The sequence below is a fragment of the Streptomyces tagetis genome, from assembly GCF_018069565.1.
GTDB lineage: Bacteria > Actinomycetota > Actinomycetes > Streptomycetales > Streptomycetaceae > Streptomyces > Streptomyces tagetis.
The window spans coordinates 39,452-60,227 of sequence record NZ_JAGPNL010000007.1 but is presented as its reverse complement, the minus strand read 5'-3'; the positions used below and the strand labels follow the sequence as shown (position 1 = coordinate 60,227).

Here is a 20,776-nt window from a genome sequence, read left to right as displayed (position 1 = left end):
GAACCGAGGCGAATTGACGTCCCGTCAGGAGGTAGGCCGACCCATGGCTTCAACCGAAACCTTCCGCGTCCCCAGGCGCAGGAGCCACGTGCCCGTGGCACGGCAACGCGTTCGCAAGACCCTGGCCGACTGGGGGGTCACCGGCGAACCGGCCGAGTCCGTCGCCCTGTTGGCGAGTGAACTCGTCACGAACGCCGTGCTCCACTGCCGGGTCTCCCACGCTCAGGTCAGGGTCGCGCTCTTCCTCGACGGAACGGAACTCGTCCTGGAGGTCTCCGATCCGGACCGGGACAGGCTTCCCCGGCTCCACGACCCGGACCTCGACGAGGAGGGCGGGCGCGGACTGGCGCTCGTGGCGGCGCTGTCCGATGCGTGGGGCTGTCGGCAGGGTCCGTACACGAAGTGCGTCTGGGCGCGCTTCACGCTGCCGCGGACGGGAACGGCCGGCGGGGCCCCGCCCGACCCTGAAAGCGCCGTCTCCCGGCAGAAGGAACTGCCACGGAGGGCGGTGGTCCCGGGAGGCGGCGCAGCACCGGGCGGGTGACCGCTCGCCCCGGCCCCTCACCGGTGCCTCGGCGCTGCGCGGTCGGCTCGGTCAGCGGCGGCGGAAAAGGCGGCGGAGGCCGTAGAAGGCGGCGCACACTGCGATCAGGCCGACCGCGCCGATCCTGAGCGTGCCCTCGTCCGTGCCCCCGGCTCCCGAGGCGGCGGCGCCGTCGCCGCCCGAGGGGGCGCGGGGACCGTCGGAGGGAGCGCCGCCGGGCGCGTCCTGGGCGCGCACCGGGCTGTTCACCCCCTCCATGCCGAGCAGGATCTTCGTGCCGTCGGTGGTGTAGGTGACGGACTCGCCCTGCCCGAGGGGGACGCCGATGCGGTCCTTGCGCCGGATGTCGCCGCCGTTCCACTCGTACCAGAGGCCGCCGAAGTAGCCCCGGACCACGAACCGTTCGCCGTCCGGCGAGAACGCCGCGTCGGTGGCCCACAGGTCGACGGCGGGGCCGCGCCGGAAGACGTTGGCGCCGGAGGCCGACAGCTCGGCGGGGCCCTCGTAGAGGTGGCCGCCGTCCTCCTTCTTGTCGATGATGTAGACGCGCCCGGTGCGCGGGTGGACCAGGAGCGACTCGGCGTCGCGGGGGCCGTCCTCGTAGGTCACGACGTACTGCGTGGCCCGGACCGTCTGGTCCTTCAGCTCCTTCGGCTCGGGCAGTTCGTAGATCCACACGTGCGGCCAGGTGCCGCCGAGGTTGTCCCCGATGTCGCCGACGAAGATCCGGTCGTCCGGACCGATGGAGATCGCCTCGACGTCCCGGGGCGAGCCGATGCCGGAGAGGGTGACGGTGGCGACCGTCTCGCCGGTGGAGCCGTCCACGGCGTAGAGGTAGGGCCCGTCGTCGCTGTCGTTGTGCGTCCAGTAGATCCCGGGGTGGAGCCGGGAGGCGGCGAGGCCGCTGGACTCGGTGATGCGCGGGTCCCGGATCGTGAACCCGTCACTGCCGTCTCCCCCGTCGGCGGCGGCGGGGGCGGCGAGGGCGCCCACGAGGAGGACCGGGGCGAGCAGGGCGAGGGGTCGGCGCATGGGGCCAAGCCTGCCATCCCGCCCGCCCGCACACCGCCCGTCCCAAGAGCGGCCTGCCACACGGGGGTTCGCCGCGGGTGTCGGGGCTCACATCGCGCGGGCCCGGGTGATCGTCCATCATGAGCGGATGCTCAGGTTCATGCCCGTCGGGGACTCCATGACGATCGGGAGCGCGGGCGAGCACACCTGGCGCTACCGGCTGTGGCAGCACCTGTGCGCCGCGTACGGCGGCCCCTTCACCCTCGTCGGCCCGCGCGAGGCCCTGCACGACCGGATCACCGGCGAACCGACCTCCCACGCCTACGCCGACCCCGGCTTCCCCCGGTCCCACCTGGCCGGCTGGGGCGAGGGCTGGTACCACATGGCCCCGCTCGTCCGGGAGACGGTGCGCTCCTGCCGCGCCGACGTCCTCCTGGTCTCCCTCGGCCTGATCGACCTCGGCTTCTACACCAACGCCGAGCAGACCGCCGAGAACGTCCACGCCTTCGTCGCCGAGGCCCGCGCCGCCAACCCGCGCGTCGCCGTCGCCGTCCTGCCGGTGCTGCCCAACATCCGCGTCGACGCCGACCCGGAGTTCGCCTCCCAGGTCACCCGCTTCAACGGCCTCCTCGCCGAGGCCCTGCACACCCTGGACGAGCCCCGCTCCCCGCTCCTGCTCGTCCTGCCGCCGCCCTCGTACGACTTCCACGCCGACACCTACGACGGCACGCACCCCAACGAACGCGGCGAGCACAAGATCGCGGAGGCGTTCGCGCAGGCGATGTGGGAGGACTGGGAGCTGGGCGCCCCCTACGCCCTGCACCGCGACGCCGGGCGCTGACGGCCGGCCGCCGCGCGCCGGCGCCGATCCGCCTGCGTCGAGCGCCGGTCCGCTTGCGTCGAGCGCACTCCAGGACGTTGGCTGGAAGCCATGGAGTACACGCAGCTCGGACGCACCGGACTCACCGTCGGCCGGCTGGTCCTCGGGACCATGAACTTCGGCCCGCAGACCGACGAACCCGACAGCCACGCGATCATGGACGCGGCGCTGGACGCCGGTATCAACCTCTTCGACACCGCCAACGTGTACGGCTGGGGCGAGAACAAGGGCCGCACCGAGGAGATCCTCGGCAGTTGGTTCGCCCAGGGCGGCGGACGGCGCGACAAGGTCGTCCTCGCCACCAAGGTGTACGGGAACATGGGCCCGGACGGCGAGGTCTGGCCCAACCACGACAAGCTCTCCGCCCTGAACATCCGCCGGGCCGTCGACGCCAGCCTCCAGCGGCTGCGCACCGACCACATCGACCTCTACCAGTTCCACCACATCGACCGCGCCACCCCCTTCGAGGAGATCTGGCAGGCCGTCGACGTACTCGTCCGGCAGGGCAAGATCCTCTACGTCGGCTCCAGCAACTTCCCCGGATACAAGATCGCCCAGGCCAACGAGCTGGCCGCCCGGCGCGGCGGCACCATCGGCCTGGTCAGCGAGCAGTGCCTGTACAACCTGGCCGAGCGGCGGGCCGAGATGGAGATCATCCCGGCCGCCCGCGACTACGGCCTGGGCGTCATCGCCTGGTCGCCGCTGCACGGCGGACTGCTGGGCGGCGTCCTGAAGAAGCAGGCCGAGAGCGGGCGGCGGGCCTCCGGCCGGGCCGTCGAGGCCCTGTCCGACCCGGCCCTGCGCGCCCGCGTGCAGGCGTACGAGGACCTGTGCGACAAGCACGGCGTGGAGCCCGGGGAGACGGCGCTGGCCTGGCTGCTCACCCGGCCCGGCGTGACCGGCCCCATCGTCGGCCCGCGCACCGCGGACCAGCTCGCCTCGGCGCTGCGCGCGGTGGAGACGGAGCTGTCGCCGGAGCTGCTGTCCGGACTGGACGAGATCTTCCCGGGCCCGGGACCGTCCCCGGAGGCATTCGCCTGGTGAGGGGGCTCCGCCGGGTGGGGCGGGTCCGCCCGGTGAGGCGGGTCCGCCCGCCGGGTGAGGCCAGCTCGCCCGGTGAGGCGGCGGCCCGGGGTATCCGGTGCCCCGGTGAAGTCACGTTCCCGGTTCTGGTGATCCGCCCGGTGATCCGGGAGCGCGTGAGGTCACGCCGGTGACAGGGTGAGCGGGGCAGGGCCGCGGTCCGGGGCGTTGGCATCGGGTGACCGCTACGGTCCCCGGAGTCCGGCGATCCGCCGGAGGCGATGACGCGGTGAGTGGGGTCGGCGGCGGTCCGGCGGCCGGCCCCAGGGGGCTACCGTCCGAGGGCCGCCGCCAGTGCCACCACGGCGAGCATCAGCACGAGCACACCGGCCATGATCCGGTTCCGGGTCTTCGGGTCCACGGCCCCGAGCCTATCCGGCGTCGCCGAGCGCCGAGCGGGCGACCGTCTCGTACCGGGGGCGCTCCCCCGGCACCCCGGAACGGGGCAGCTCGCTGCGCATCAGCACCAGCTCCGTGACGGTCCAGGCGGGCCCGTCGAACCCCGCCAGCGCCTCGGTGTAGGGCCCCACGTCGTACGGGCCCGGGGCGCGGGCCAGGGTCAGGTGGGCCCGGTAGGGCCGGTGCTCGCCCGGCGGCAGCCCCGCCCGGCGCCCGGCCGCCTCGGCCCGTCCGGCCAGCAGGCGCAGCGCCCGGACGTCCCCGCGCACCCCGGTCCACAGGGTCCGGCCCCGCCCGAAGTGGCCGCCGCCGCCCAGTGCCAGCGCGAAGGGCGCGGTGCGGTGGGCGGCGCGGTCCAGCCGCTCGGTGAGCCGCCCAGCCGTGTCCTCGTCGGCCTCCCCGTAGAAGGCGAGGGTGAGGTGCCAGGAGGGGCGGTCGGTCCAGCGCAGCGCGTTCGCGCCGGGCAGCGCGCGCAGGGCGGCCTCCTCGGCGGCGAGGGCCCGCAGCGCCCCCTCGGAGGGCAGCACGGCGGCGAACAGTCTCATACGGGCCAGTCTGCCCGGCCCTACAGGAGTACGGCGGGCTCTGCCCGGCCCTGCGGGGGCGGGCAGAGCCCTTGCCCGGCCCTACGGAAGCGCGGCTGACACACCTGTCCCATCCGCCCGGAACACGACCGGGTCACACCCCACCGGGAACGCGTCCGGGATCGCACGCCCCACCGGGAACGCGCCCGGGACCACCGGCCCCATCAGGAAGGACGGCAGGGGCCATCCCGCCCCGCACAGAGGGCCGCCGGGGTCTCCCCCGGCCTACAGAGTCGGCCCGCACCGCCCGGCAGGGCCCCCGCTCACAGCGCCGCCGCCAGCTCCTCGTCCCGTTCCCTGGGCACGAACCGGACCTGGGGGTGGCCCCGGTGCCAGCCGACCGACAACCGCAGGTTGCCGACGCGGGCCAGGATCAGGCCGACGACCGCCGCGGCACAGGCCGCCACCGCGCCGCCGGCCGCCAGGCCGACCCGCGCGCCGTAGGCGTCGGTGACGTAGCCGACGAGCGGGGCGCCGACCGGGGAGCCGCCGAGGAAGACCATCATGTACAGGGCCATGACGCGGCCCCGCATGGCCGGGTCGGTGGACATCTGGATGCTGGTGTTGGCGGTGACGTTGAACGTCATGCTGAACATGCCGAGCGGCACCATGAGCAGGGCGAACAGCCACAGGCTGGGCGCGAGGGAGGCGATCACCTCCAGGGTGCCGAAACCGATGGCCGCCGCGATCAGCACGCGCAGCCGGGCCGTGCCGCGCCGGGCGGCGAGCAGCGCGCCGGCCAGGCAGCCGACGGCCATCAGGGTGTTGAAGAGGCTGTAGGAGCCGGCGCCGGCGTGGAAGACGTCGTCGGCGAAGGCGGAGAGGAAGACCGGGAAGTTGAAGCCGAAGGTGCCGATGAAGCCGACCAGGACGATGGTCCAGGTCAGCTCGGGGCGCCCGGCGACGTAGCGCAGTCCCTCGCGGAGCTGCCCCTTGCCGCGCGGGGCGCGCTCGACCGCGTGCAGTTCGCGGGAGCGCATCAGCACCAGGCAGGTCAGCGGCGCGATGAAGGAGAGGCCGTTGGCGAGGAAGGCCCACCCCGTGCCCACGCCGGTGATCATGAGGCCGGCGACGGCGGGGCCGACCAGCCGGGCGGACTGGAAGTTGGCCGAGTTGAGGCTGACGGCGTTCTGCAACTGGTCGCGTCCGACCAGCTCGGCGACGAAGGACTGGCGGGCGGGGTTGTCGACGACGGTGGCGAGGCCCATGGCGAAGGCGGCGACGTAGACGTGCCAGACCTGGACCTGGCCGGTCAGGGTGAGGACGGCGAGGGCGAGCGCGGTCACGCCCATCGCGGACTGGGTGACCAGCAGCGTGGGGCGCTTGCGCAGCCGGTCGACGAGGACACCGCCGTACAGGCCGAACAGGAGCATCGGCAGGAATTGCAGGGCGGTGGTGATGCCGACCGCCGCGGAGGAGCCGGTGAGGCTCAGCACCAGCCAGTCCTGGGCGATGCGCTGCATCCAGGTGCCGATGTTGGAGACGACCTGCCCGACGAAGAAGAGCCGGTAGTTGCGGACCTTCAGGGAGGCGAACATCGACCGCTTGGCGGGCGTCTTGGAAAGGGTCGGGGAAAGGGGTTCGTCGGGGTCAGGTGCGGGGGCGGAATCTGCTCCGGTTCCCGTACTCAAAGGCTTCGCCTCCTCGTGGACGGCCTACAGGTGTGCGAGCTTCTCCAGCACGGGGGCGGCGGCCCGCAGGGTCGCCCACTCGTCCTCGTCGAGTCCTTCGACCAGCGTCGCCAGGAAGGCGCTCCGCCTGCGGCGGCTCTCGTCCAGCATGACCACGGCCTGCTCGGTCTGCGTGACGACCTTCTGACGCCGGTCCTCGGGATGCGGCTCCAGGCGGACCAGCCCCTTGGACTCCAGGAGCGCGACGATGCGGGTCATCGACGGCGGCTGGACGTGTTCCTTGCGGGCGAGTTCTCCCGGGGTCGCGCTGCCACAGGTGGCGAGGGTGCCGAGCACCGACATCTCGGTGGGGCTCAGGGACTCGTCGACCCTCTGGTGCTTGAGCCGACGGGACAGTCGCATCACGGCGGAACGCAGGGAGTTCACGGCGGCGGCGTCGTCGCCATGGGTGAGGTCCGGCATGGTCCTTAGCTTAACTCATTAGTCTGGCGAAATACCACCGCTCACCAGCCCGCGTGCCCGTGATGCCCGACACGGAAACCTTGGCATCACCCTTACGGGTGAGCTGAATCCGGAAACACTCGCGCGGGCGGCCCGGCGGGGGTGACCCTCGACGCCATGGGGACCAACGTGCTCAGCCTGCGCATCGACGGGGAGCTGCTCGAACGGCTCCGGGACCATGCCGCCAAAAGAGGGATGAGCGTCCAGGACTATGTCGTCCAGACGCTCATCCGTGATGACTTCGACCAGCGCTTCCACTCCGCCGTCGAGGAGACGGAACGGTTCTACGGGGTCACCTGACCGGTCCGCGGGGGTCCGGTCGGGTGACCCCGGCCGGGTCAGGTCAGGTCAGGCCCAGGGCCGGCATCAGGTAGTAGAAGGCGAAGACGCCCGCCACCACGTACATCGCCACCGGGACCTCCCGGCCGCGGCCGGTCGCCAGGCGCAGCAGGGCGAAGGTGATGAAGCCCATGCCGATGCCGTTGGTGATCGAGTAGGTGAACGGCATCATCACCATCGTCACGAAGGCCGGGACGGCGATCGTGAAGTCGGCCCAGTCGATCTCCTTGACCGAGCCGGCCAGGATCAGGAAGCCGACCGCGACCAGCGCCGGGGTGGCCGCCTGGGACGGGACCATGGTGGCGACCGGGGAGAGGAAGAGCGCCACGGCGAAGAGGCTGCCGGTGACGATGTTGGCGAAGCCGGTCCTGGCCCCCTCGCCGACACCGGCCGTGGACTCCACGAAGCAGGTGGTGGCCGACGAGGAGCTGGCACCGCCCGCGGCGACGGCGATGCCGTCGACGAACAGGACCTTGTTGATGCCCGGCATCTGGCCCTCGGCGTCGGTCAGCTTCGCCTCGTCGCTGACGCCCATGATCGTGCCCATGGCGTCGAAGAAGCAGGACAGCAGGACCGTGAAGACGAAGAGCACCCCGGTCAGGATGCCGACCTTCTGGAAGCCGCCGAACAGGCTGACCTCGCCGATCAGGCCGAAGTCGGGCGCGGCGACCGGGTTGCCGGGCCACTTCGGGGTGGTCAGGCCCCAGGAAGGGACGTCGGCGACCAGCTCGATGATCACCGCGACGACCGTCATCACGATGATGGAGATCAGGATCGCGCCGGGCGCCTTGCGGACGATCAGCGCCAGCGTGAGCAGCACGCCGAGCACGAAGACCAGCACCGGCCAGCCGAGCAGGTGACCGCCCGTGCCGAGCTGGAGCGGGACCGTGGTCTGCGCGACGTCCGGGATACGGGTGACGAAACCGGAGTCGACGAGACCGATGAGCATGATGAACAGGCCGATACCGATGGCGATCGCCTTGCGCAGCCCGTAGGGCACGGCGTTCATCACGCGCTCGCGCAGACCGGTGGCGACCAGCAGCATCACCACGAAACCGGCGAGCACCACCATGCCCATGGCGTCCGGCCAGGACATCCGCGGGGCGAGCTGGAGGGCGACGACCGAGTTCACGCCGAGACCGGCGGCGAGCGCGATCGGGACGTTGCCGATGACGCCCATGAGCAGCGTGGTGAAGGCCGCGGTCAGCGCGGTCGCGGTGACCAGTTGGCCGTTGTCGAGCTGGTGGCCGTAGATGTCCTTCGCGCTGCCCAGGATGATCGGGTTCAGCACGATGATGTAGGCCATCGCGAAGAAGGTGGCGAGACCGCCCCGGATCTCACGGGGCAGCGTGCTGCCGCGCTCGGAGATCTTGAAGAAACGGTCGAGGGAACCCTGCGGGGACTGTTGCCCGGGGGCCGGGGGAACCTTGGCGGACGCCGAGGTGGACATGCGAGACCTCATCACCCAAGGGTTCCCCCACGGCCCTTTTGGTGTTTCCTACGAATGAAAGCGGTCAGAGACAAACGGGTTCAGTATGAACGTATGAGCCCGAGATCGCTATCTCCGCGCGTAGAATCGGCCGATGCGGTCGCCGGACGCGCCGCCGCCCGCGCCGGGGCCCCCTCGTAAGCTGTACGCATGGCGAAGTGGACACCCAGGCACGAGGCGCCGGAGCCCCTGGAGGGGCCCGTGGTCGCGACCATCACCGGCGGCACCGTCCTCTGGTTCGCCCTCTTCGTGGCACAGCTCCCCTTCTACGGATGGTTCGACGACCGCGGGCACGCCTGGTGGGTGTGGACCTGCCTGGCCGGCGGGGGCCTCGGACTCATCGGCATCTGGTACGTGCGCAAGCGGGACGCGGCGATCCGCCGGGACGCGGCGCGGGTGGCCTCCGGCTCCGCCGATTCCGAATCCGGACCCGGCTCCGACTCCGACTCCGGCCCCGGACCCGGTCCCGGCCCCGGCCCCGGCTCCGGCTCCGCCGCCGACTGACGGCAGGCGGCCGGCCGCTCACGGCGCACGCCTCCTCCCCGGCCCGGGGCCGGCCCTTCCGGGGCGGGTCGTCCTCACGCAGCACGCGCGGCGCCGCCCCCTCGTCCCCAGGTCGGATCTTCGGCACCCTCGGGGGGTGCGGCCGGGTCGGCGCACGTACCGTCGTTGCATGACGCACACCGACGCGGACGCGGGTCCAGGCGCCGTGCCCCCCGTCCCACCCGCCCCGCCGGCGACCGGCCTGACCGCGGCCGAGGTCGCCGAACGGGTCGCGCGCGGTCAGGTCAACGACGTACCGGTGCGCAGCAGCCGGTCGCTGACCGAGATCGTCCGCGCCAACGTCTTCACCCGGTTCAACGCGATCATCGGCGTGCTCTGGGGCATCATGCTCTTCGTCGCGCCGATCCAGGACAGCCTCTTCGGCTTCGTGATCGTGGCCAACACCGGCATCGGCATCGTCCAGGAGTGGCGGGCGAAGAAGACCCTGGACTCCCTCGCGGTGATCGGCGAGGTCCGCCCCACCGTGCGGCGCGACGGACGGGCCGCCGAGGTCGCCACCTCCGGCATCGTGCTCGACGACCTCATCGAGATCGGCCCCGGCGACAAGGTGGCCGTCGACGGCACCTGCGTCGAGGCGGACGGGCTGGAGATCGACGAGTCGCTGCTGACCGGCGAGGCCGACCCGGTCCTCAAGCAACCCGGCGACCCGGTGCTCTCCGGCAGCTTCGTCGTCGCGGGCGGCGGCGCCTTCCAGGCGACCCGGGTGGGCCGCGAGGCGTACGCCGCCCAGCTCGCCGAGGAGGCGTCCCGTTTCACCCTCGTCCAGTCCGAGCTGCGCTCCGGGATCTCCACCATCCTCAAGTACGTCACCTGGATGATGGTCCCGACCGCGATCGCCCTGATCATCAGCCAGCTCGTGGTCAAGGAGAACGCCCTCAAGGGCTCCCTCGCCCGGACGGTCGGCGGCATCGTGCCGATGGTCCCGGAGGGGCTGGTGCTGCTCACCTCGGTCGCCTTCGCCCTCGGCGTGATCCGGCTCGGCCGCAAGCAGTGCCTGGTGCAGGAGCTGCCCGCCATCGAGGGGCTGGCCCGGGTCGACACCGTCTGCCTGGACAAGACCGGCACCCTCACCGAGGGCGGCATGGACATGAGCGCGCTGCACCCCCTCGACGGCGCCGACGAGGACCACGTCCGCGCGGTGCTCGGCGCCCTGGGCTCCTCCGACCCCCGCCCCAACGCCTCCCTCCAGGCCATCGTCGACGCCTGCCCCGTCCCCGGTGACTGGCGGTGCACCGGCTCCCTGCCCTTCTCCTCCGCCCGCAAGTACAGCGGCGCCGCCGTCCGCGAGGGCGACGCCGCCGCCCCCCGTACGTGGCTGCTGGGGGCGCCGGACGTGCTGCTCGCCGAGGACGATCCGGCGCTCGCCGAGACCGGCCGGCTCAACGAACAGGGCCTGCGGGTGCTGCTGCTGGCCCGCTCGGGCCGGGAGCTGGACGACCCCGCCGTGGCCGAGGACGTCACGCCCACCGCCCTGGTCGTCCTGGAGCAGCGGCTGCGCCCGGACGCCGCCGACACCCTGCGGTACTTCGCCGCGCAGGACGTGCGGGCCAAGGTGATCTCCGGCGACAACGCGGTCTCCGTCGGCGCGGTCGCCGCCAAGCTGGGGCTGTCCGGCGGGGCCGTGGACGCACGCCGGCTGCCCGCCGGGCGGGAGGACATGGCGGCGGCGCTGGACGAGAACACCGTGTTCGGGCGGGTCACCCCGCAGCAGAAACGGGAGATGGTCGGCGCCCTCCAGTCGCGCGGGCACACGGTCGCCATGACCGGCGACGGGGTCAACGACGTCCTGGCGCTCAAGGACGCCGACATCGGCGTGGCGATGGGCTCCGGCTCGGAGGCCACCCGGGCGGTCGCCCAGATCGTGCTGCTCGACAACAGCTTCGCCACGCTGCCCTCGGTGGTGGCCGAGGGGCGCCGGGTGATCGGCAACATCACCCGGGTCGCCACGCTGTTCCTGGTCAAGACGGTCTACTCGGTGCTGCTGGCCGCCCTGGTGGTGTGCTGGCAGGTCGAGTACCCCTTCCTGCCGCGGCACCTGACCCTGCTCTCCACGCTGACCATCGGCGTCCCGGCCTTCTTCCTCGCCCTCGCCCCCAACACCGAACGGGCCCGGCCGTACTTCGTCCGACGCGTGATGCGGTACGCGATACCGGGCGGGGTGGTGGCCGCGCTGGCGACCTTCGCCACGTACCTGCTGGCCCGGCACCACTACACGGGCGCGGGGGCACTGGAGGCGGAGACCAGCGCGGCGACGCTGACGCTGTTCCTGGTCTCGATGTGGGTGCTGGCCATCATCGCCCGGCCCTACACCTGGTGGCGGCTGACCCTGGTGACGGCGATGGGCGGCATCTTCCTGCTGGTGCTGGTGGTGCCGTGGCTCCAGCACTTCTTCGCACTGAGGCTGGTGGGCGTGACGATGCCGTGGACGGCGGTCGCGGTGGCCGGCGCGGCGGCGGCCCTCCTGGAGATCGTGTGGCGCTGGGTGGGCCGCCGCTTCCCGGTGTGAGGGGCCGGGGCGCTCCCCGGGCATCCCCGGGTCAGTCGAACCAGCGGTCCCGGGCCAGCTCCTCCGTACGCGAGGGGTCCTCCAGCAGCGCCGCCACCTCGAACCGCCGCGGCCACTGCCCGGCCGCCCAGGCGAGGGCGGCGGCGACGCCCTCCAGGGTCGCGGCGTGCACGGCCCCGTCGGAGGTACGCCGCCAGTCGATCTCCACCCCGTCCACGACCAGCTCGTCGTGCTCGACGTACGAGGCGGGGGTACGGGCGCCGAGCAGCACCCGCACCGGCTCCGGCACCTCGTGCTCGGTGCCCTCGGAGTGCACCTCGCCCGTGACCGACTCGCTCAGCCGCCGCACCTGGAACAGCTCCGCCAGCTCCGCCGCCCGCGCCGGGCGCACCGGCAGCAGCGGGACGCCCGCGGTGAAGGGCAGCAGATCGGGCGAGTCGACGACCACGGCGTCGGCGGCGTCCACCACCTCGACGCGGCCGTCGACCACGGCCCGCACCTCGTCCGGGAGCGTGACCCGCTCCGGGTCCAGGTCGGCCAGCGCGCCGTACAGGGCGTGCAACTGGCCCGCCGTGACCGGACGGTCCGGGTCGGCGAGGCGGTCCAGCAGCTCGGCCGCGCCGCCCGGCTCGTCGAGCAGCGCGGCGACGGAGGTCCGTACGCCGAGGGCGCGCAGCACCTGCTCGTCGTCGAAACCGGCCGCGTCGGCCTCGTCGTACAGGCCGCGCAGCAGCGGGTCTCCGCCTGCCGCGCGCAGTCCGGCGGGGCGGCGTCCGCCGAGCACCGGGTGCCCGCGCAGCCACCAGGCGGTGTAGGGGCGTACGACCTCGTGGGTGCCGTCGGGAAGCAGGACGCGGACCGGCTGGACCAGGGCGTCGCGCAGCGGGGGGCGGGAGAGCAGGGCGAGGGCCTCGGGCCACTTGCCGTCGTCGACGAGGTCCAGGTCGCGGACGGCGACGATCTCGGTGGCGACCGGCGGGACGGGGCTGTCCGGGAAGCGGTCGAGGATGTCCTCGCTCCACACGTCCACGGCGTCCAGCAGCCCGGCGTCGTCCGGCTCGGCGAAGTCCCCGTCGCGGGGCTCCAGTTCGTCGGGGTCGAGGACGACGTCGGTGGCGCGGACCAGGGCGAAGTCCACCAGGACGCCGCAGGCGGCGAGCGGGTCGGGACCCCAGCGCCCGGCCAGTTCGGTGTCGACGGCGGCGAGTTCGTCCTCGCGCATCACCCGGGCGAAGGGGCCGCCGGGGAAGACCAGCTCGCCGGCCGGGGAGAGTTCGCCGTCCTCGTCGGTGAGGGCGAGCGCGCCGAGCCAGGGTTCGTCGCCGGGGGCGAGGCCCGCGTCGCGGACCAGGCCGAGGACGGTGTCGGCCAGTTCCTCGGCGTCGAGGGTGTCCTCGTCCCAGTGGGCGCCGGTGTCGTCGTCCAGGGAGGCGGCGACGGCGGCCCGTACCTGCGGGGTGGTGAGCACGGCGCGGGGTGTGGCGGGCAGGGCGCCGAGCTTTTCGAGGAGCGGATGGGCGGCGTCCGGGTGGGCGACGCGCAGCCCGAGCCGGGACAGGGTCTCCGGGGTGAGGGAGGCCGCCTCCGCGGAGGGCAGCAGCACCTGCCGGGGGCCGATCACCGTCCGCGCTCCCCCGCCGCCGAAGGCGGTCTCCGGCGCCGCCCCCGCCAGCGGTACGGGCAGCCCCGAGAGGCGGTCCGGGTCGACCCCGGCGAGGCTGTCGTAGAGCCGCCGCCACCACGCGGGGGTCTTCTCCAGTCCGGCCAGCCGGTCGATCGCGTCGGTCAGCGGCACCCGGGCCACGCCCAGCGCGCGCAGTTCGGCGCGGCGCTCCAGTCCGGCGGGGAGCAGCGTGGGCAGCACCTCGGCGAGGACGCGCACCGTGTCGGCGCCGGCGCCCTCGACGACCTCGGCGTCGCGGGGCCTGAGGGTCTCGGGCAGGTCGTCGGCGTCGTGCTCGGGCACGGCGGCGGGCGGCAGGAAGGAGGTGCGGGGCAGCCGCTCCAGGACCGCCGCGCGCAGGGCGCCGTCCAGGGCGCCGGTGCCGAGCGGTCCGGGCACGAGGTCGATGATCCCGGCGGTGACGGGGCGCCAGTCGGCGAGGAGACCGGCGTAGGCGTCGGCGGCACGCCGCACCAGGAAGTCGGTGAGCGGGCCGGGCGCGGCGTGCCGGCGGGTGGAGTCCAGCGGGAAGGTGGCGATGAGCAGGGCGGGGAGGCCGAGGGGTTCGTCGCTGGGGGTGGGGGCGTGCACGACGGGGCTGGTTCGGGGGCGGGCCGGGGCGCCGTCCGCGTCGACGGGCACGGCCCAGGTGAGCGACCAGTGGGGGCGCAGCCGCTCCTCCAGGGGCCGGTCGGCGAGCAGCTCGGGGGTGAGGGGGCCGTGCGCGGCGGAGGTGCGCCAGCGGGTGGTGCCCTCGCGGGAGTCCTCGACGACGGTCAGGTCGCCGTCGGCGCGGCGGCTCAGGGTGCGGGTCCCCTCCGGCGTCTCGACGACGACCTCGGCGAGTCCGGGCAGGGCGAGCAGCAGGGCGTCGTCCACGGCGTCCAGCAGCCGTTCGGCGAGGCCGGCGGCGGCCGGGTCGCGCAACGGCAGGATCACGGCCGTGTCGTACGGGTCGGGTGCGCTGCCCTCGGCGGGGAACGGCAGCCGCAGCAGCGGTACGTGGCCGTCGCGGCGGCGGATCTCGTCGGCGAGCCCGGCGCTGTCCCCGGCGGTGCCGGCGGCGAGGTCGCGGGCCTCGGCGAGGGACCAGCGCACGCCGCCCTGGCGTCCGACGACGGCGGGCTCGTCGGTGACCGACAGCACGGCGGCGAAGCCGACGCCGAAGCGGCCGACGGCGGCGTCCCCGGCGTCCCGCTTCGCGGAGGCCCGCAGCGTGGCCAGCGACTCGACGCCGGCGGCGTCCAGGGGGGCGCCGGTGTTGGCGGCGACCAGGACGTCGTCGCGCAGGGTGAGGCGGAGCCGGCCGGGCACGCCGGCGCGGGCGGCGGCGTCGGCGGCGTTCTGGGCCAGCTCGACGACCAGCCGGTCGCGGTAGCCGCCGAGGACGAGGTCCTCCTCGGCGTTGGCGTCCTCCCGGAACCGGGCGGGGCTCGCCGCCCAGGCGTCCAGCACCCCGCGCCGCAGCCGTGCCGTACCGAACGGGTCCGCGCCCTCGACGGCCGGCCGAACGAACTTGCTCACGTTGACTCTCCTCATCGGCCCTCATCGGCGTGAGCTCGAAGGTACCGCTCCGGACAGAGCGGACAGCACAGCCCTCCACCCACCCCCGCGGCCCCACGGGTCACCGGCGTTCACTCGTCCGGGCGAACGCACGGCGTCGGCACCCGGGCGGTTCCGGCCCGGCCGCCGTTCCGGGCCCCACGGGCCCGCCGCCACCGCGTCATGCTCCGTACCAGCCGCACTGCCGCGGCCCGGGGCCGGGTGACGGCCTCGTCCGGCCACCTCTGGAGGAACCCGGCGCCGTGGACCTCTCCTTCTACAAGTCCTACCTCTCCGAAGAGATCCGCGACGAGGGCCGGGCCCAAGGCCGTGAGCAGGGCCGGGCCCAGGGGCGGGCCGAGGATCTGCTGCTGGTGCTCGAACAGCGTGGGCTCGACGTGTCCGTCGAGGTCCGGCGGCGGATCGAGGAGTGCGGTGATCCCGAGGTGCTGCGGGAGTGGCTCGTGCGGGCCGTCACCGTCGGCCGGGCCGAGGACGTCTTCGGCGAGGAATGACCACCCCGGCGCCCGGCTCACCCGCCGGGCGCCCCCATCACCGGCCCGGGGGGCGTACGAGTACCGGCCCGGGGGCGTACGAGCACCGGCCTGGGCCTGCAAGCACCGGCCCGGGGTCCACGAGTACCGGCGGCCCGGGGTCTAGGAGCATCCGGCCGGAGCCGGACGTACCAGCACCGGCCCGGAGCCTGCGTACAAGCGCCGCCCCCCGGAGCCGGACGTACCAGCGCCGGCCCGCGGCCTGCCTACGGGCACCCGCCCCCGCCTACGAGTGGCCCAAATCCGTCGTCGTGTCGTCCTCCGCCGCCGGGACCGAGCCCGAGTCGGGGGACGGGCGGAGCGGGAAGGGGTCGACGCGGGTCTCGTCGATCACCGGCGGGGCCGGCTGGGGCGGCTTCGGCATGACCGCGGCCTCGGAGTGGCCGCCGCAGCCGTAGGCCAGCGAGACGACACGCCCGTCGGCCGGGGAGAACTCGTTGGCGCAGATGCCGAACGCCTGGCCCAGGGAGCCGCCGACCGGCACCAGGAAGCCGCAGGAGTCGCAGGCGGCGGGCGCCGACTGGGCCATCGGAGTGCGCGGGCCGTAAGCCTCCTCCCAGCGCTCGGCGGCCAGCCGCAGCCCGTGGCGGGAGAGGACCCGGGCGCGGCGCAGGCCCAGCTCCTCGGCGATCGCGGCGACCGTGCCGCGCGCCGGGACGAGGGGCAGCTCGGCCGGCGGGGCCGCCGTGACCTCGGCGTCCTCGGCCTCCGCCAGGTCGGCCAGCTCGGCGGAGACGGCGGAGTTCGGCGGCGGCTCGTCCTCGCCGGACCAGCCCGGCTCCAGCCGGGGGTCCTCCGCGTCCGTGGGCAGCAGGTCGCCGGGGCCCATGTCGCCGGGGCGCAGCCGCTCGCTCCACGGCACCCACTCCGGCGCGAGCAGCGCGTCCGGGCCGGGCATGAGGACCGCCTCGTCCACCGTGACGATCCGGGCGCGGGAGGCGCGGGCCACGGTGACGGCCCAGCGCCAGCCTCGGTACCCCAGCTCCTTGCAGGCGAAGAAGTGGGTGACGACGCGGTCGCCCTCCGACACCATCCCGGTGTGCTCGCCGACCACTCCCGGTGCGGCGGCCTCCTCGGCCGCGCTCCGCGCGAGGTCGATCGCCTCGGCGCACAGGCGGTCAGGGGTGCGGCTTCGCGTTGTCGCTGCGCTCACAGGTATCGCTTCTCTCCATACGCCGTCTCACGAGTGCGCCGCTGCCTGCGTGGGGCGGACGGAGCGGACCCGTGGACCGCGTCGACGTCCGCGCCCGATCGCGCTCGGGCGCACCTACGTCATCCATTCTGCGGGATGCACGTGAGGCGCGCGGCCGAGAACGATGCGACGGCGCGCTAGGCACGCTACCTGCTCAGGTGCGCTGGGCCTACACCGACGGGAGTTTCGGCGCGAGCCCGCCCCGTCTTCGGGCGCGGCGCGGGGCCGGCGTCCCGGGTGCGTCACGCGACCCGATCAGCGCCATCCGCGGCACAACGGCGCAAGAGGACCGCCTCTCGGGGCACTATGACGGGGTGGCAGCCGCGCGGACGGAGTCCAGGGGCGGGAGCCGGGGACGCGGTCCCGGGCTGTTCCGCGCCGTCGGCCGTGCCCTGCGCCGGCCGGTGAGCGCCGCCGGCCGCGTCATCCGCCGGGCCACCCACGCGCACGGCGCCGGCGAGTCGGGCCTCGGCAAGCTGATCGAGCTGCACGGGGTGAACGGCGCCGGCGACGTCATGATCACCGTCGCCCTCGCCTCCACCGTCTTCTTCTCGGTGCCCACCGACGAGGCGCGCGGCCGGGTCGCCCTCTACCTCGCCATCACCATGGCCCCCTTCACCCTGCTCGCGCCGGTCATCGGCCCGCTCCTGGACCGGATTCCGCACGGCCGCCGCGCCGCCATGGCCACCGCGATGGGCGCCCGCGCGCTGCTCGCGCTGGTGCTCTCGGCGGCGGTCGCCGGCGGCGGACTGGAGATGTACCCGGCCGCGCTCGGCGTGCTGGTCGCCTCGAAGGCGTACGGCGTGGTGCGCAGCGCGGTGGTGCCCCGGCTGCTGCCGCCCGGCTTCTCCCTGGTGAAGGCGAACTCGCGGGTCACGCTCTGCGGGCTGCTCGCCACCGGCGCCGCCGCCCCCGTCGCCGCCCTGCTCCAGCAGGTCGGCCCGCGCTGGCCGCTCTACGGCGCCTTCGTGATCTTCGTGGCGGGGATGGTGCTGTCCTTCTCGCTGCCCGGGAAGGTGGACTCGGCGCGCGGCGAGGCGCGGGCGCTGCTCGCCGCCGACGAGCACCGGCTGCACGTACCGCGCCGGGTCGCGGGCAAGCGCCCCGGGCTGCGTACGGTCGGCACCGCGGTCACCCACGCGCTGGCCGCCAACGCCGCCATCCGCGGCCTCTCCGGCTTCCTGATCTTCTTCCTCGCCTTCCTGCTGCGCGAGCACCCCATGACCGGGCAGAGCGCGGCGGTCTCCCTCGGCATCGTGGGCGTGGCGGCCGGGGCGGGCAACGCGCTGGGCACGGCGGTCGGGGCCTGGCTGCGCTCGCGGGCGCCGGAGATCATCATCGTGACGGTGGTCGCGGTGGTGCTGGGCACGGCGGTCACCTCCGCGGTCTTGTTCGGCGCGGTGCTGGTGGCGTGTCTGGCGGCGGTCGCCGGGTTCGCGCAGGCGCTGGCCAAGCTCTCGCTGGACGCGCTGATCCAGCGGGACGTGCCCGAGCTGGTGCGCACCTCGGCCTTCGCCCGCTCGGAGACGCTGCTCCAGGTCTCCTGGGTGCTCGGCGGGGCGATCGGCATCGCGCTGCCCCTCAACGGCACCCTCGGGCTGTCGGTCGCCTCGGCGATCGTCGCCGCCGGATGGCTGACCACCGTACGGGGGCTGATCGGCTCGGCGCGGCACGGGGGAACGGCCCGGCCGCGGGTGGCGTGAGCACGGCACGCCGCCCCCAGGTGGGAACCGGGCCCGAGTCGGCATATAGCCTTCGCCCATGACCACGTTGCAATCCGTTGTGCGACGCCGCCGCGCCGTCGCCACCGCCGGCGCCGTATCCGCCGGACTGCTCGTCCTGTCCGCCTGTGAGAAGCCGACCGCGATGTCGACGATCACGGTGGGCACCTCCTCCGTCAGCTCGGAGGCCGCCTGTGGCGGTCACGACAAGGCACTCTCCGACAACGAGATCACGAAGTGCCTCCAGGACAAGAACGCCAAGGCCGTCAAGGTCGACGAGGACGAGACCGTACGCTTCGGCGTCGATCCGGGCATCGCCGACAAGCACTGGACGATCCTGATGAACGGTCAGCAGCTCGTCGACGACAGCTCGAAGACCTACCGCACCATCCCCGGCAGCGTCTTCTTCAACGCCCAGTACGGCGCCCAGGGCAACTCGACCAACGTCGCCATCGCCGCCCGTGACGGCAAGGACGGCAGCGAGAAGATCACCGGCGTGTGGGTCTTCAAGCTGGAGAAGGGCGACTGACCACGTCCCCCGCGCGCATCCTCGTGGCCACCGCGGTCCCCGCCGAGCGGGACGCGGTGGCACGGGCGTTCCCGGGAACGCCCGCGGAGGTGCTCCTCCCCGGCGCGCTGCTGCACCGCTCGCCGGACGGCCCGGCGCTGCTGGCCGCCGGCGTCGGCCCCGCCCTCGCCGCCGCCGGGGTCGCCGCCGCGCTGACCGCCGCGGCCCTCGACGGCGCCCCCTTCGCCCTGGTCGTCTCGGCCGGCATCGCCGGCGGCTTCGCGCCCCTGGCGCCGGTCGGCTCGCTCGTCGTCGCCGACGAGATCACCGCCGCCGACCTCGGCGCCGAGACCGCCGACGGCTTCGCGCCGGTCACCGCGCTCGGCTTCGGCACCGTCACCCACCGCCCGCCCGCCGCGCTGGTGCGCCGGGCCGCCGACGCGACCGGGGCCCGCCCCGGGACCGTACTGACCGTCTCCACCGTGACCGGCACCGCCGAACGCGCCGCGCTGCTGCGCGCCCGCCACCCCCGCGCCCTCGCCGAGGCCATGGAGGGCTTCGGCGTCGCCGAGGCCGCCGCCGCGCACGGGGTGCCCGTGCTGGAGGTGCGCGCGGTCTCCAACCCGGTCGGCCCGCGCGACCGCGCAGCCTGGCGGATCGGCGACGCCCTCGCGGCCCTGACGGACGCCTTCGGGAAGCTCGCACCCGTCCTCACCAGTTGGAGGCCAGATGACCCAGACGCCGGCTGAGCCCCTGCGGATCGCCTACTCGCCCTGCCCGAACGACACCTTCGTCTTCGACGCCCTCGCCCACGGCCGGGTCCCCGGCGCCCCCGCGCTCGACGTGACCTTCGCCGACATCGACCTCACCAACGGCATGGCCGCGCGCGGCGAGTTCGACGTGCTGAAGGTGTCGTACGCGGTGCTGCCGTACGTGCTCGGGCCCTACGCGCTGCTGCCCTGCGGCGGTGCGCTGGGGCGGGGCTGCGGGCCGCTGGTGCTGAGCCGGGACGGCCGGGGCACGCACGCGGACGGGAGCGGGCTGAGCGGCCGGACGGTCGCGGTGCCGAGCGAGACGTCGACGGCGTACCTGCTGTTCCGGCTCTGGGCGGCGGAAGCGGTGCCCGGCGGGGTCGGGGAGATCGTCGTGATGCCGTTCCACGAGATCATGCCGGCGGTGCGGGACGGGAAGGTCGACGCGGGGCTCGTCATCCACGAGGCGCGCTTCACCTACGGGGAGTACGGGCTGTCGCAACTCGCCGACCTGGGCGAGTTCTGGGAGCGGACCACGGGGCTGCCGATCCCGCTCGGCGCGATCATCGCCCGCCGCTCGCTGGGGGCACCCGCGCTGACCGGGCTCGCCGACGCGATCCGGAGTTCGGTGCGGGCCGCCTGGGACGACCCCGAGGTGTCCCGGCCCTACGTCATGGAGCACGCGCAGGAGATGGACCCGGCCGTCGCCGACCGGCACATCGGGCTGTACGTCAACAAGTTCACCGCCGACCTCGGCGAGGACGGCTACGCGGCCGTGCGGGGACTGCTGACACGCGCGGCGGCCGAGGGCCTCGTACCGGCCCTCGGCCCCGACGCGCTGGAATTCCCCTGAGGGACCCTGGGAAAACGCCGCGGAACGCCGGCCGTCACACGTCCAACTGGTCGGCGACCGCGCGGAGCAGACCGGCGATTTGCTTGCCGGAGTTCTTCTCCGGATAACGGCCCTTCTCCAGCATCGGCGTGATGTTCTCCAGGAGGGTCGTCAGGTCCTGGACGATCGAGGCCAGTTCGTCGGGCTTCCTGCGCTGGGCGGCGGCGACCGAGGGTGCCGGCTCCAGCAGGGTCAGGGACAGCGCCTGGTCACCGCGCTGTCCGGCGACCACCCCGAACTCCACGCGCTGCCCCGGCTTCAGGGTCTCGACTCCGGCGGGGAGGACCGAGGAATGGACGAAGACGTCACCGCCGTCGTCCCGGGAGAGAAAGCCGAAGCCCTTCTCACTGTTGAACCACTTGACCTTGCCGGTAGGCACGTCTGTCCTCGTCCTCGTACTCGTCGGAAAACTGCTGCTGAC

General features: G+C 74.0%; 19 protein-coding genes. 11 read left to right on the top strand and 8 right to left on the bottom strand.

Annotation, left to right across the window (positions count from 1 at the left end):
• Window positions 1–43: 43 nt before the first annotated feature.
• A complete protein-coding gene (locus J5Y05_RS22905; RefSeq protein ID WP_210874942.1) occupies window positions 44–544 on the top strand; it encodes an ATP-binding protein in 501 nt (166 codons plus the stop codon).
• 51 nt (window positions 545–595) lie between these two features.
• Here the strand turns inward: J5Y05_RS22905 and J5Y05_RS22900 are convergent, their stop codons facing one another.
• Window positions 596–1,576, bottom strand: a complete 981-nt coding sequence (locus tag J5Y05_RS22900; RefSeq protein WP_210874941.1) for a WD40 repeat domain-containing protein — start codon at window positions 1,574–1,576, stop codon at window positions 596–598.
• 127 nt (window positions 1,577–1,703) lie between these two features.
• Between J5Y05_RS22900 and J5Y05_RS22895 the strand changes: the two genes are divergently transcribed.
• Both J5Y05_RS22895 and J5Y05_RS22890 read left to right on the top strand, forming a co-directional pair.
• Window positions 1,704–2,396, top strand: a complete 693-nt coding sequence (locus J5Y05_RS22895; RefSeq protein WP_210874940.1) for a GDSL-type esterase/lipase family protein — start codon at window positions 1,704–1,706, stop codon at window positions 2,394–2,396.
• Window positions 2,397–2,486: 90 nt separating this feature from the next.
• The gene (locus J5Y05_RS22890; RefSeq protein WP_210874939.1) at window positions 2,487–3,479 is read left to right on the top strand and encodes an aldo/keto reductase; all 993 of its coding nucleotides are present in this window, start codon (window positions 2,487–2,489) and stop codon (window positions 3,477–3,479) included.
• A gap of 410 nt (window positions 3,480–3,889) precedes the next feature.
• Here J5Y05_RS22890 and thpR read toward each other — a convergent pair whose 3' ends face one another.
• From thpR to J5Y05_RS22875, 3 genes are all read right to left on the bottom strand, one after another.
• Complete coding sequence (gene thpR, locus J5Y05_RS22885) at window positions 3,890–4,462, bottom strand: RNA 2',3'-cyclic phosphodiesterase (protein WP_210874938.1); 573 nt, start codon at window positions 4,460–4,462, stop codon at window positions 3,890–3,892.
• 302 nt (window positions 4,463–4,764) lie between these two features.
• The gene (locus J5Y05_RS22880; protein ID WP_210874937.1) at window positions 4,765–6,132 is read right to left on the bottom strand and encodes an MFS transporter; all 1,368 of its coding nucleotides are present in this window, start codon (window positions 6,130–6,132) and stop codon (window positions 4,765–4,767) included.
• Between the two features lie 24 nt (window positions 6,133–6,156).
• Window positions 6,157–6,594, bottom strand: coding sequence for a MarR family winged helix-turn-helix transcriptional regulator (locus J5Y05_RS22875; protein WP_210874936.1), 438 nt, complete (start codon window positions 6,592–6,594; stop codon window positions 6,157–6,159).
• Window positions 6,595–6,750: 156 nt separating this feature from the next.
• Between J5Y05_RS22875 and J5Y05_RS22870 the strand changes: the two genes are divergently transcribed.
• Window positions 6,751–6,933: a ribbon-helix-helix protein, CopG family gene (locus J5Y05_RS22870; protein ID WP_210874935.1), complete on the top strand. Its 183-nt coding sequence runs from the start codon at window positions 6,751–6,753 to the stop codon at window positions 6,931–6,933.
• Between the two features lie 43 nt (window positions 6,934–6,976).
• Here the strand turns inward: J5Y05_RS22870 and J5Y05_RS22865 are convergent, their stop codons facing one another.
• Entirely contained in the window at window positions 6,977–8,422 is a 1,446-nt protein-coding gene (locus J5Y05_RS22865; protein WP_210874934.1) for an NCS2 family permease, read from the bottom strand.
• A gap of 189 nt (window positions 8,423–8,611) precedes the next feature.
• Here J5Y05_RS22865 and J5Y05_RS22860 point away from each other — a divergent pair, with 189 nt between their 5' ends.
• Together J5Y05_RS22860 and J5Y05_RS22855 are read left to right on the top strand one after the other, a co-directional pair.
• Window positions 8,612–8,965, top strand: coding sequence for a DUF2530 domain-containing protein (locus J5Y05_RS22860; protein ID WP_210874933.1), 354 nt, complete (start codon window positions 8,612–8,614; stop codon window positions 8,963–8,965).
• A gap of 169 nt (window positions 8,966–9,134) precedes the next feature.
• Window positions 9,135–11,531 (top strand): HAD-IC family P-type ATPase, encoded by a 2,397-nt coding sequence (locus tag J5Y05_RS22855; RefSeq protein ID WP_210874932.1) that lies wholly within the window; start codon window positions 9,135–9,137, stop codon window positions 11,529–11,531.
• Between the two features lie 31 nt (window positions 11,532–11,562).
• Here J5Y05_RS22855 and J5Y05_RS22850 read toward each other — a convergent pair whose 3' ends face one another.
• A complete protein-coding gene (locus J5Y05_RS22850; protein WP_210874931.1) occupies window positions 11,563–14,718 on the bottom strand; it encodes a sacsin N-terminal ATP-binding-like domain-containing protein in 3,156 nt (1,051 codons plus the stop codon).
• A 281-nt stretch (window positions 14,719–14,999) separates the two neighbouring features.
• Here J5Y05_RS22850 and J5Y05_RS22845 point away from each other — a divergent pair, with 281 nt between their 5' ends.
• Window positions 15,000–15,251, top strand: a complete 252-nt coding sequence (locus J5Y05_RS22845) for a hypothetical protein (protein ID WP_307854047.1) — start codon at window positions 15,000–15,002, stop codon at window positions 15,249–15,251.
• Window positions 15,252–15,516: 265 nt separating this feature from the next.
• Here the strand turns inward: J5Y05_RS22845 and J5Y05_RS22840 are convergent, their stop codons facing one another.
• On the bottom strand, window positions 15,517–16,443 hold the full coding sequence (locus J5Y05_RS22840; RefSeq protein WP_210874930.1) for a DUF3027 domain-containing protein: 927 nt from the start codon (window positions 16,441–16,443) through the stop codon (window positions 15,517–15,519).
• A gap of 353 nt (window positions 16,444–16,796) precedes the next feature.
• Here J5Y05_RS22840 and J5Y05_RS22835 point away from each other — a divergent pair, with 353 nt between their 5' ends.
• Genes J5Y05_RS22835 through J5Y05_RS22820 form a run of 4 tightly spaced genes read left to right on the top strand, consistent with a single transcriptional unit; the run spans window position 16,797 to window position 20,316 of the window.
• The gene (locus J5Y05_RS22835) at window positions 16,797–18,185 is read left to right on the top strand and encodes an MFS transporter (protein ID WP_210874929.1); all 1,389 of its coding nucleotides are present in this window, start codon (window positions 16,797–16,799) and stop codon (window positions 18,183–18,185) included.
• A 58-nt stretch (window positions 18,186–18,243) separates the two neighbouring features.
• Window positions 18,244–18,732: a DUF2771 domain-containing protein gene (locus tag J5Y05_RS22830; RefSeq protein WP_210874928.1), complete on the top strand. Its 489-nt coding sequence runs from the start codon at window positions 18,244–18,246 to the stop codon at window positions 18,730–18,732.
• Window positions 18,702–19,460, top strand: coding sequence for a futalosine hydrolase (locus tag J5Y05_RS22825; RefSeq protein WP_307854046.1), 759 nt, complete (start codon window positions 18,702–18,704; stop codon window positions 19,458–19,460). The genes J5Y05_RS22830 and J5Y05_RS22825 overlap by 31 nt, the downstream gene beginning before the upstream one ends.
• Window positions 19,441–20,316 carry a 1,4-dihydroxy-6-naphtoate synthase gene (locus J5Y05_RS22820; RefSeq protein ID WP_210874927.1) on the top strand — a complete coding sequence of 292 codons (876 nt, stop codon included), beginning with the start codon at window positions 19,441–19,443 and terminating at the stop codon, window positions 20,314–20,316. The genes J5Y05_RS22825 and J5Y05_RS22820 overlap by 20 nt, the downstream gene beginning before the upstream one ends.
• 34 nt (window positions 20,317–20,350) lie before the next feature.
• Here the strand turns inward: J5Y05_RS22820 and J5Y05_RS32315 are convergent, their stop codons facing one another.
• Entirely contained in the window at window positions 20,351–20,734 is a 384-nt protein-coding gene (locus J5Y05_RS32315) for a cold-shock protein (RefSeq protein ID WP_210874926.1), read from the bottom strand.
• Between the last annotated feature and the right edge of the window lie 42 nt (window positions 20,735–20,776).